The sequence below is a fragment of the Streptomyces sp. SID11385 genome (genome assembly GCF_010548245.1).
In the GTDB taxonomy this organism is placed as follows: domain Bacteria; phylum Actinomycetota; class Actinomycetes; order Streptomycetales; family Streptomycetaceae; genus Streptomyces.
This window is the reverse complement of sequence record NZ_JAAGLR010000053.1, coordinates 1-2,613: the sequence shown is the minus strand read 5'-3', so window position 1 is coordinate 2,613 and position 2,613 is coordinate 1. Positions and strand designations below refer to the sequence as shown.

At 77.1% G+C, this 2,613-nt stretch carries 2 protein-coding genes; one reads left to right on the top strand and one right to left on the bottom strand.

Annotated features, from left to right (window positions below; all coding sequences use genetic code 11):
* Positions 1-106: 106 nt before the first annotated feature.
* Positions 107-874, bottom strand: coding sequence for a 5-oxoprolinase subunit PxpA (locus G3I42_RS02270; RefSeq protein ID WP_164282176.1), 768 nt, complete (start codon positions 872-874; stop codon positions 107-109).
* Positions 875-969: 95 nt separating this feature from the next.
* Here G3I42_RS02270 and G3I42_RS02265 point away from each other — a divergent pair, with 95 nt between their 5' ends.
* A complete protein-coding gene (locus tag G3I42_RS02265) occupies positions 970-2,313 on the top strand; it encodes an FAD-binding protein (RefSeq protein WP_164282175.1) in 1,344 nt (447 codons plus the stop codon).
* Positions 2,314-2,613 lie beyond the last annotated feature (300 nt).

The window sequence follows — 2,613 nt, the reverse complement described above, 5'->3', positions numbered from 1 at the left end:
GGGACGAGTACGTGGCGGGCGCGTGCGTGGCCGGACGGAGCACCCGGGAGCGGTACGGGCCGGGAGCGCCCGCGCGGGCCGCGGGCACCGGAGCAGGGGGCGCCGCTCACCCCGTGAAGGCCCGTACCGTCACACCCCCCGCGCCCAGCCGCTCCCGTACCGCCCGCGCGATCGCCACCGCGCCCGGGGTGTCGCCGTGGACGCACAGCGAGGCGGCGTCCAGGCGCAGCGGGCTGCCGTCGCTCGCCGCGATCTCCTCGCCGCGCGCGAGGCGCAGCGCGCGCTCCGCGATCGCGTCGGCGTCGTGGAGGACCGCGCCGGGCAGGCGGCGGGAGACGAGGGTCGCCTCCGGCGTGTAGGCGCGGTCGGCGAAGGCCTCGGGGACGCTGCGCAGCCCGGCCTCGGCGGCGAGCCGGAGCCAGGCGGAGCCCGGAAGGCCGAGCACGGCGAGCCCGGGGTCGTAGGCGCGTACCGCCGCGACGACCGCCGCCGCCTGCTCCTCGTGGTGGACGATCGCGTTGTAGAGCGCGCCGTGCGGCTTCACGTAGCGCACCGCCGCGCCCTCGACGCGGGCGAGGCCGTCGACGGCGGCGAGCTGGTAGAGCACGTCGTCGGTCAGCTCGGCGGGCGGCACGTCGATGAAGCGGCGGCCGAAACCGGCCAGATCCCGGTACGAGACCTGGGCACCGATCGCGACACCGTGCCGCGCGGCGCCCGCGCAGGCGCGGCGGATGACGCGCGGGTCGCCCGCGTGGAAGCCGCAGGCGACGTTGGCGCTTGTGACGAGGGGCAGGAGCGCCTCGTCGTCGCCGAGTTCCCAGTGGCCGAAGCTCTCGGCGAGGTCGGCGTTGAGGTCGATGGCAACGGGGGGCACGGGGCTCCCTTCCGGCGGGGTCGGTGGGGACGTGTCGGCAAGGTACCGCGCGCGGAAGCGGCCGGAGCGTCGCACACCCCTGGTGAGATGATCCGATGATGAACAGCGAGACCTCTGCCGCGCCCTCCCCCGTGCCCCCGATCGCGCCCGCCGTCGCGGCCGTTCCGGCCGGCACCGTCCCCGGCCCGGTGCGCAACTGGGCGGGCAACCAGACCTTCCGTGCCGGTGCGCTGCACCGTCCCGCCTCGGCCGAGGCGCTCGCCGCGCTCGTGGCGGGCGCGGGCGAGCGGCGCGTACGGGTGCTCGGCAGCGGCCACTCCTTCAACCGGATCGCGGACGTGGACGCCCCGGACGACCTGCTCGTCTCGCTCGGCGCGCTCGATCCGCTCGTCGAGGTGGACGCGGCGGCCCGGACGGTACGGGTCGGGGCGGGCGTGCGGTACGCGGAGCTGGCGCGGGTCCTGGACACGCACGGGCTCGCGCTGCCGACGATGGCCTCGCTGCCGCACATCTCGGTGGCGGGTTCGGTCGCCACGGGCACGCACGGTTCGGGCGACGCGGTGGGCTCGCTCGCGACGCAGGTACGGTCCGTCGAACTCCTCACGGCGGGCGGGGACGTACGGGTCCTGAGCCGTGAGGCGGACGGGGAGCGCTTCGCCGGGGCGGTCGTCGCGCTCGGGGCGCTCGGGGTCGTGACGGCGCTGACGCTCGACGCGGTCCCGGCCTTCCGCGTGCGGCAGGACGTCTTCACGGACCTCGCTCTCGACACGGTCGCCGCGCGCTTCGACGCGATCACGGGCGCGGCGCACAGCGTGAGCCTGTTCACGGACTGGAAGGAGCCGCGCTTCGGGCAGGTGTGGCTCAAGCGCACCGATCTCGGCGCGCCCGACTTCCCGTGGGCGGCGCCCGCGACGGAGCCGGTCCACCCGGTACCGGGCATGGACGCGACGGCGTGCACGCCGCAGCTCGGCGCGGTCGGCCCCTGGCACGAGCGGCTGCCGCACTTCCGGCCCGAGTTCACGCCGAGCAACGGCGCGGAGATCCAGTCCGAGTACCTCGTGGCGCGGGCGGACGCGGTGGCGGCGCTGCGCGCGGTGGCCGGGGTGCGGGAGCGGATCGCGCCCGCGCTCCAGATCAGCGAGGTGCGGACGGTCGCCGCCGACAACCTGTGGCTGAGCCCCGCGTACGGGCGGGACACGGTCGCGCTGCACTTCACGTGGGTGCCGGACGCGGAGCGCGTGCGGACGGCCTGCGGGGTCCTGGAGACGGCGCTCGCGCCGTTCGCCCCCCGGCCGCACTGGGGAAAGGTGAGCACGGTGCCCGCGCGGGAGCTGCGCGGGCGCTGGGAGCGCATGGACGACTTCGCGGACTTGGCGCGGGAGTTCGATCCACGGGGGCGGTTCGCGAACGAGGCGGTACGCGAGGTGCTGGGCCGGTAGCAACGGGACTACCCCTCCGGCGGCGGAGGGCCGGACGTTCGCGGAAGGTCATACGTGCCCCCCGGCACGCGGACCCGCCTCCCGGCCGGTGGCCGTGGCTCTGTGCCGGGTGGCCGCCTCCCGGCCGGTGGCCGGGCCCCTCAGCCGCCCTGCCGCCACGGGCCGCCCTCGTCCTCGTTCCGGGCCCCGCCCCGGTGCTGGCCGCCGCCGGAGACGTAGCCGGGCTCGCCCTCGTGGGGCCGTTCGCTCTCGTACGGGGGCTCGCCCGGCGGGGCCTGGGTGGGGTCGGGGCCGGGCGGG